This window comes from uncultured Campylobacter sp. (genome assembly GCF_963517995.1).
In the GTDB taxonomy this organism is placed as follows: domain Bacteria; phylum Campylobacterota; class Campylobacteria; order Campylobacterales; family Campylobacteraceae; genus Campylobacter_A.
In genome coordinates, this window is sequence record NZ_CAUQHQ010000113.1 from 1 (window position 1) to 7,292 (window position 7,292).

Annotated in this window: 8 protein-coding genes and 1 pseudogene; 1 reads left to right on the top strand and 8 read right to left on the bottom strand. The window is 41.9% G+C overall.

The window, feature by feature from the left end:
* From RYL88_RS10125 to RYL88_RS10160, 8 genes and pseudogenes are all read right to left on the bottom strand, one after another.
* A pseudogene (locus RYL88_RS10125) lies at positions 1-249 on the bottom strand (hypothetical protein); the annotation flags it as partial.
* Complete coding sequence (pilO, locus tag RYL88_RS10130) at positions 228-890, bottom strand: type 4a pilus biogenesis protein PilO (RefSeq protein ID WP_314991029.1); 663 nt, start codon at positions 888-890, stop codon at positions 228-230. The pseudogene RYL88_RS10125 and the gene pilO, both read right to left, overlap by 22 nt.
* Complete coding sequence (locus RYL88_RS10135; protein WP_314991030.1) at positions 890-2,401, bottom strand: hypothetical protein; 1,512 nt, start codon at positions 2,399-2,401, stop codon at positions 890-892. Before RYL88_RS10135 ends, pilO begins: the two co-directional genes overlap by 1 nt.
* Before the next feature lie 108 nt (positions 2,402-2,509).
* Positions 2,510-3,379, bottom strand: coding sequence for a GTPase Era (gene era, locus RYL88_RS10140; RefSeq protein WP_314991032.1), 870 nt, complete (start codon positions 3,377-3,379; stop codon positions 2,510-2,512).
* Positions 3,376-4,698 carry an HslU--HslV peptidase ATPase subunit gene (hslU, locus tag RYL88_RS10145; RefSeq protein ID WP_314991033.1) on the bottom strand — a complete coding sequence of 441 codons (1,323 nt, stop codon included), beginning with the start codon at positions 4,696-4,698 and terminating at the stop codon, positions 3,376-3,378. The genes era and hslU overlap by 4 nt, the downstream gene beginning before the upstream one ends.
* 7 nt (positions 4,699-4,705) lie before the next feature.
* The gene (hslV, locus tag RYL88_RS10150; protein ID WP_314991034.1) at positions 4,706-5,239 is read right to left on the bottom strand and encodes an ATP-dependent protease subunit HslV; all 534 of its coding nucleotides are present in this window, start codon (positions 5,237-5,239) and stop codon (positions 4,706-4,708) included.
* Positions 5,240-5,686, bottom strand: coding sequence for a 50S ribosomal protein L9 (gene rplI, locus RYL88_RS10155; RefSeq protein ID WP_314991035.1), 447 nt, complete (start codon positions 5,684-5,686; stop codon positions 5,240-5,242).
* Positions 5,687-5,699: 13 nt separating this feature from the next.
* Positions 5,700-6,923, bottom strand: a complete 1,224-nt coding sequence (locus tag RYL88_RS10160; RefSeq protein WP_314991036.1) for an argininosuccinate synthase — start codon at positions 6,921-6,923, stop codon at positions 5,700-5,702.
* A 166-nt stretch (positions 6,924-7,089) separates the two neighbouring features.
* Between RYL88_RS10160 and RYL88_RS10165 the strand changes: the two genes are divergently transcribed.
* On the top strand, positions 7,090-7,292 hold a 203-nt coding region (locus RYL88_RS10165; protein WP_314991037.1), incomplete at its 3' end, for a S4 domain-containing protein.

Consider the following 7,292-nt stretch of genomic DNA (forward strand, 5'->3'; position numbering starts at 1 on the left):
GGCTTGTAGTTCAAATAGGCTAGCTGTAGAGTTGCCTTCAGAATCATATGTAACAGATTTTGTTTTAAAAAAAGGATCCGACAGCTTATTTAAATCAGAAGCATCAAGTCCCTTCCTTTCTTTGTTTATAGCCGCAAATTTATCCTCATACCCCTCAATTTCGCTTTGGGTATCGCTGGCAAAAGATGCCAAATTTGCTAACAATAGTAAAGCAATACCGTATGTTTTCATTGATATTTCATTCCCCATACATACACTCCTAGATTACCATTAAGTTTTCCGTTTGTGGAATTGATATCAATATTGTTCACATCAACAACCAATTTTGATTCTTCAATGGCATTAATATATCCTACTATATCTTTAAAGCCCCCGTCTACTGATATGTTTATATCTAGCATTTGCTCTATCTTTTCGGCGCTAGGTTCCTTAAAGGTGTTTGATATTTTTGTTATTTTTACATTATTTTTATTTGCTAGCAAAGCTAAGTTATCTAAAAAGTCGGCCCAGCTTTGTTCACTAAATATCAAGTAAGATAACTCTTTTAGCTTATCATCAAAGTATTGATTCATTTTTTGCGTATCTACAAGTTTTATTTGCAATTGTTTAATGCTATTTTTTTCTTGATTTATTTTGAAATTTCTATCGTTATTTCTATCGTTATTTAAACTTAGGCTATCAAGTTTACTATTAACTTCATTTAGCTTGGTTGTCACAGAGCTATTTTCAGACATTGAGCTGTCATGGTACTCTTGTGCATACGGCATGATTGCATAGTATATAACGACTCCGCTAAGTATTAGACTTGCAAGAAGCATCACGGAAACTTCACTTGGTTTCTTATTATCGAAATAGTTATCGATTTTTGTAAAAATATTATCATTTCTCATTATTTTATCTTTATAGTAACATTTGTTTCATATGAAGGAACGCCGTATTTTTTATCTAAAGATATCTCTTTCGTCGTTATAGAGTATTTATCTGAATTACTAATATTCTGTATAAGTTCAGTCAGTTTTTTCTCATCCTTGCTAACTAACATAATCTTCATATCTCTATTTGAATTCACTATCTTGGCTGTTTGTATATCTTTGTTGTTTATTAGATTACTAAGTTCAAACAAAACTATACTTTTCATAGGATATTCTACTTTTTTATTATAAATTTCAGAGATCGTATTTTTTCTAAAATTCATCCTCTCTTCTTCTAGCCCGATACTTGCGGTTATATTATTTTTTTCTTGTTGCAGTCTTGCTAGCTCTGCTTCTATCCTCTCTAAGTCTCTCTGGTTGACTTCGAGCTCGCTTCTTTTGTCGGCAGTATCTATATCTGTTATCGTAGCAAAAACGTAAAGATATATCGGCCAAGCTATACCGCCTAAAATACCCAGCAGAGAATACATTATTAGCTTACCGCTACTGCGCTGGAATAACGGAAGCGGCCTTAAAAAATTTGAAAAGTTAAAGCTATTGTCGCGTGTCTCTTGATAGTACTGCGCATTAACTATTAAGATTTCATTTAGGGTACTAGCTTGAACTTCTTTTGAGTTTATGGCTACCGAAACATTAAGGTTGCTTGCCGTTAAGCCAATTTTTTCTTTAATACATTCGCAAAAATCTCCCATCGGGATATCTGAGACTATATATAAATTTGATACATTGGCCCCGCCAAATCTATTTAAGCTATCAATTACATCGCTAGTATAATAAATTATCTCATCAAAAATTTCTACTATAAGAGACTTATTCCTTTCATTTGGCGTATTTGTACCGTCTTTTATGATATTAAAAAAAGAGCTATCGTTTAACTTATCGCCGCTTAGGGTGGAAAATTTTTCGCTGATAGTTCGTGATGAGTATCTAAACGGCCTTGATTGCGCATATTCGCCGTTTTGATATACGGTTATAAAGGCATCGTCTTCTTGCATTACTATAAATGCATCTACGTTTTGAGCTGATAGTATATTTTTCTTATACAGCGCCTCAAAAGCCAAAGGGGCGGCTACTACATAGTCTATATACGGTACTTTTTTGACAAATAGCGAAAATAGTTTATCGCTTGATAATACATCTGATATAAAGACATTGAAAATTTTATTTTCGGACGAAACTCCGTTAAATTCGTTATATACTATTTTATACTCGGCTGCCGGATCCAAACTAAATAACTCATAGGCTTTAATCGTGATTAAATTCGATACATCGTCTTCTTCGCTTGAGGACGGTATCTCCACGTTTCCTACAATAAGATCTTTATATTTTATGTATGACACAAAATAGCTATTTTTATTAGCTTTGCTTAATTCCACGGGTTGAATTTTGTTGTCGGAAAAAGCAAAAGATGTTTGCAAGTATGGATCATACGCGACTATTGCAGGAGTAGCGTTTTTACTTTTTGCCATTTTTATCCCTTTCTTTATCTGCGACTTGCTTTAAATTTAGCCACTGCTAAATCGTAGACAAATCACATATGTATTATATCATAAAAAGTGACGCAACTTAACAAACGTTTATAAAATATTCAAGCTTTTTATAGTTTTTTCGTCTTTGCGCCAGTCTTTTTTAACGACTACAACGAGCTTTACGAGGATTTTTTGTCCGGTAAAATTTGATATTAACTTTCTTGAATTTATCCCGATTCTTTTGATGGTTTGCCCGTTTTTTCCGATAATCATAGATTTGTGTATCTCGCGCTCGGTGATTATGGTGGCATAAATTTCGGTTATTTCCGGTTTTTCTTTGACCTTATCTATGAGCACGTCGGTAGAGTAGGGGATCTCGTCGCGTAGATTGCCGTAGAGCGCCTCAAGGATAAATTCACGAAAAATTTCCTTTTCATTTGTCGGCGTTAAAAATTCCGGATCGTAAAAATACTCGTGCTCAGGCAAAAGCTTGCAAATTTCATCCAAAAGCGGCTTTTTGTAGGTTTGCTTTTTGACGCTAAAAGGCAAAAGCGCAGTAAATTTGTCTTGAAATTTTTGATACTGTGCGATTTTTTCAAGCACTTTGGCGTTTGAGACTTCATCGACCTTGGTAAGCACCAAGACATGAGGTTTTTGCGGATTTAGATTGAAAAATTTGACGTAGTCGTCTATGTCGTCGTGAATAGGCGCTAAAAACACGATCGCATCGCAGTCGCCCATCGATTTTATCGCTTCGTTTATCATGAGCTTATTTAGCGTCTTGTTGCTTTCGTGAAGTCCCGGCGTATCGGTAAAAACGATCTGATCCTCGCCGTTCATCACGATACCGCTGATCTTGCGCCTCGTGGCGTTTTGCTTGTGCGAGACGATGGTGATCTTCGCATCAAGCAAAAAATTTAAAAGTGAGCTTTTGCCCGCATTTGTACGGCCTATGATGCTAACAAAGCCTGATTTCATAAGATATATCTCGCTAGATCCTGGTCCTCGACGACGTCCGAGAGGCGCTTTTCTACGAGGGCTTTGTCCACTTCTACTGTCTCGCCGCCGTGCTCGTTAGCCTCAAAGCTGATATCTTCGATCACGCGCTCGATCACGGTGTGTAGGCGTCTAGCGCCGATATCTTCCATTTTTTCGTTGGCGTTTTGAGCTATTTTGGCGATAGCCCTGATGGCTTCATCGTTAAATTTAAGCTCTACGTTTTCGGTTTTTAAAAGCGCTTCATATTGTTTGAGTAGCGAATTTTTAGGCTGGGTTAAAATTTGATACAGCGCATTTTCATCTAGGCTATCAAGCTCGACTCGCAGCGGAAAACGTCCCTGAAGCTCCGGGATTAGATCGCTTGGCTTGCTGATGTGAAAGGCGCCCGCGGCGATAAAAAGGATATGGTCGGTCTTTATGGCGCCGAATTTAGTCGTCACCGTCGAGCCCTCCACGATAGGCAGCAGGTCGCGCTGTACGCCTTCTTTGCTCGGATCTTGTCTGCCTGAGTTTCCGGAGCTAACCGCGACCTTGTCAATCTCGTCGATAAAGATTATGCCTTCATTCTTGGCTCTTCGCACGGCTTCTGTTTTGATGCTTTCCATATCTAAAATTTTATCGCTAGCTTCGTTTTTGAGCGCCTCTTTGGCGTCTTTTACCTTCATCTCTTTTTTGACGGTTTTGTTGCTTAGGCCGATGATTTTGGCGAAGCTCTCTTGCATTTGCGCCATATCGGGCGGCACGTTCGCACCCGTGTCAAAGCTGTTTTGTACGACTTCTATCTCGATGCTAAGATCATCTAGATCACCGTTTTCTAGCCTGCTCATCATCTTTTCATAGCTTTTTTCGTAGTCTGCCTTTTTCTCTTCGCTCGCACCCGTCGGTAGAGGCGGCAGGAGTTTTTTTATTATCTTATCTTTTACGTATTCGTCGATTTTTTCGCGGTTTTTCTCGCGCTGTTCGGCTTTGACTAAATTTACCGATGCAGCCGCCAGATCGCGCACCATGCTTTCTACGTCGCGTCCTACGAAGCCCACTTCGGTGTATTTGCTAGCTTCTACTTTGATAAACGGCAAGCCCATCATCTTTGACAGACGCCTTGCGATCTCGGTTTTGCCTACACCCGTCGAGCCTATCATCAGGATGTTTTTTGGCATGATATCGTCTTGCATCGTTTTATCCAGTTTCATCCTGCGGTAGCGGTTTCGTAGCGCGATGGCGATGATCTTTTTGGCGTCTTTTTGCCCGATGACGTAATCGTCTAAAAATTTCACTATCTCTTTTGGGGTTAAATTCATCTTTTCTCTATTCTAAAACGTAGGTTTTTATATTCGTGTTCGTGTAAATGCAAATTTCGCCCGCGATCTTTAGACTCTCTTTTACGAGATTCTCTTCGTCGATTTGGGCAAATTTATCCAGAGCCCTGGCTGCGGATAGGGCGTAGTTGCCGCCGCTTCCGATGGCGGCTATCTTGCCGTCTTCGGGCTCTACGACGTCGCCGGTTCCGCTTAAAAGGAAAATTTTCTCGCGGTCAAGCACTAGCATCATAGCTTCTAGCTTGCGCAGATATTTATCCTTGCGCCACTCTTTACTAAACTCGATCACTGCTTTTAGCAGGTCGCCTTTGGCGTGCTCGAGGTTGTTTTCAAACATATCAAAGAGATTAAACGCATCGGCGGTGCTGCCTGCAAAGCCAGCTAGAACCTTGCCGCCGTGGATTTTGCGGATTTTTACCGCGTTGCCTTTTAGCACCGTGTTGCCAAAGCTCACTTGTCCGTCGCCGCCGATGACTGATTTATTTTTGCCTTTGTAGGCTAAAATGGTAGTCGCGTGAAACACTTATTCGCCCTCGACGTCTAGTTTTAGCGTGGCGCGCACGGCGTGACCGAGCTTGACGTCCACTTCGTAGATACCTGTCGCTTTTATGGTGTGCGCGAAGTCAAATGCCTTTTTATCTACGACTAGATGATGATTTTTTTCTAGCGCTTCTGAAATTTCATCCTTTGTCACCGCGCCAAAGAGCGCTCCGTTTGCTCCGAGCGGCTTTTTAACCTTGAGCGTGATTTTTTCGATCTCGGATTTTAGCTTTTCTATATTTGCGATCTCGTATTTTAGCTCTTCGGCCTTGCGTTTTTGCTCAGCGTCGTACTGGCGCAAAACATCGGGAGTCGCAGCCCTAGCAAAGCCTTTTCCGATTAGGAAGTTATTTCCGTAGCCTTCTTTTACCTCTTTGATTTCGCCGGCTTTTCCGAGCGATTTTACGTCTTTTATTAGTAGTACTTTCATTTTTATCCTTTATTTAGTTAAATTTGCGTCCATTTTTGCGTCCGATGATAAATCTTAGCGCGTTTAGCTTGATAAATCCGTTCGCGTCTTTTTGGTCAAACACGCTGTCTTCTTCAAACGTGCAAAACGCTTCGCTAAAGAGATTGTCCGTCTTGCTGTCGCGTCCTAGCACGATGACGTTGCCTTTGTAGAGCTCGACTTTGACCGTGCCGTTTACGTTTTCTTGGCTCTTGTCGATGAGCGCTTGCAGCATAATACGCTCAGGCGACCACCAGTAGCCGTTATAGATGAGCTCTGCGTAGCGAGGCATCAGCTCGTCTTTTAGGTGCGCCGCGCCGCGGTCTAGCGTGATGCTCTCGATCGCGCGGTGAGCTTTTAGCATTATCGTGCCGCCAGGAGTTTCGTAGCAGCCGCGGCTTTTCATGCCGACCGAGCGGTTTTCGACGAGGTCGAGTCTACCGATACCGTGTTTGGCGCCTAAGCAGTTTAGCTCGGCTAGCAGCGCCGCCGGGCTCATTTTTTTGCCGTTTATGCTAACGGGATTACCTTTTTCGTAGCCGATTTCTATTATTTCGCTTTCGTTTGGAGCGTCTTTCGGGCTTACCGTCCAGCGCCACATATCGGCCTCGGGAGCGTGAGCAGGGTTTTCAAGTACTAAGCCCTCGTAGCTGATATGGAGCAAATTTGCGTCCATAGAGTAGGGGCTTTTGCCCGGCTTCTTTTCTATTTTGATACCGTTTTTTTCGGCGTATTTTAGTAGCTTTTCGCGGCTGTTTAGATCCCACTCGCGCCAAGGAGCGATAATAGTTAGGTTATCTCCCAGCGCGTAGTAGCCTAGCTCAAAGCGCACTTGGTCGTTGCCTTTGCCGGTCGCTCCGTGGCTCACGCCGTCGGCGCCTACTTTGGCGGCGATTTGGGCTTGCTTTTTAGCTATTAGCGGGCGAGCTATCGAGGTGCCTAGTAGGTATTCGCCCTCGTAAACGGCGTTTGCTCTAAACATAGGAAATACGAAATCCCGCGCAAATTCTTCTTTTAAATCCTCTATAAATATATTTTCGGGTTTTATGCCGAGCTCTAGCGCTTTTTGGCGTGCGGGTTCTAGCTCCTCGCCCTGACCGATATCGGCGGTAAAGGTCACCACTTCGCATTTGTACTCGTCTTGCAGCCATTTTAAAATAATGCTCGTATCAAGTCCGCCCGAATAGGCGAGAACGACTTTTTTCACGTCTTTTTTCATTCTCTATCCTTTATATTGAGATGACGCGTATTTTAGCCAAATTTGATTAATTTGGAATAAATATTTCCGCTAAAATCGCGTTCGCTAAACGTCAAATTTACATTAAATTTAATATGTAGCGGCGAGGAATTAAAAATTTAAGCCAAATTTGGCTAAAATTACCGCTATGAGAGTAGATAAGTTTTTAAATACCGTAAATATCACAAAAAGGCGCGCGGTCAGCGAAGACATGTGCAAAAGCGGCGTCGTGAGCGTAAACGGCGTCGTAGCCAAACCGGCTAAAGAGGTCAAGATCGGTGACGTGATTACGATCGAATTTTTAACGAGAGAGGCGCGCTACGAGGTGCTAGCGATCCCGGAGACCAAAAG

Bases quoted from the DNA above. Each gene is read 5' to 3' on its own strand.
- pilO (WP_314991029.1), bottom strand. From the start codon at position 890: ATGAGAAATGATAATATTTTTACAAAAATCGATAACTATTTCGATAAT.
- RYL88_RS10135 (WP_314991030.1), bottom strand. From the start codon at position 2,401: ATGGCAAAAAGTAAAAACGCTACTCCTGCAATAGTCGCGTATGATCCA.
- era (WP_314991032.1), bottom strand. From the start codon at position 3,379: ATGAAATCAGGCTTTGTTAGCATCATAGGCCGTACAAATGCGGGCAAA.
- hslU (WP_314991033.1), bottom strand. From the start codon at position 4,698: ATGAATTTAACCCCAAAAGAGATAGTGAAATTTTTAGACGATTACGTC.
- rplI (WP_314991035.1), bottom strand. From the start codon at position 5,686: ATGAAAGTACTACTAATAAAAGACGTAAAATCGCTCGGAAAAGCCGGC.
- RYL88_RS10160 (WP_314991036.1), bottom strand. From the start codon at position 6,923: ATGAAAAAAGACGTGAAAAAAGTCGTTCTCGCCTATTCGGGCGGACTT.